Here is a 308-nt window from a genome sequence, read left to right as displayed (position 1 = left end):
GCGGCTCTACGGCGACCTCCCGGTCCCTGCCGGCTTTGCCAACGCACGCGACCCGTAGCGGCGGCTGCGCGTGGGTTACGTGTCGGGCGATTTCCGCACCCATTCGGTCGGCTTTTTCCTTTCCGCCGTTTTTCGCGGCCACGACCCCTCCGCCGTCGAGATCTACTGTTACTCGGGAAGCGCCGACGAGGACGACCTGACGGGCTTCTTCAAGTCGCGCGCGGCGGTATGGCGTTCGACCGTGGGCATCGGCGACGCCGAGCTGGCTGCCATTGTGCGCGAGGATCAGATCGATATCCTGGTCGACC

1 protein-coding gene is annotated in these 308 nt (G+C 66.2%); it reads left to right on the top strand.

Annotation, left to right across the window (positions count from 1 at the left end; all coding sequences use genetic code 11):
• Nucleotides 1-79: 79 nt before the first annotated feature.
• The coding region (locus tag RMT89_RS42070) for a hypothetical protein (RefSeq protein WP_315889031.1) at nt 80-308 on the top strand (229 nt) is incomplete at its 3' end.

This window comes from Streptomyces sp. P17 (assembly GCF_032436805.1).
In the GTDB taxonomy this organism is placed as follows: domain Bacteria; phylum Actinomycetota; class Actinomycetes; order Streptomycetales; family Streptomycetaceae; genus Streptomyces.
Note: the sequence above shows the minus strand (reverse complement) of the source record. Positions and strands in the feature narration are given on the sequence as shown.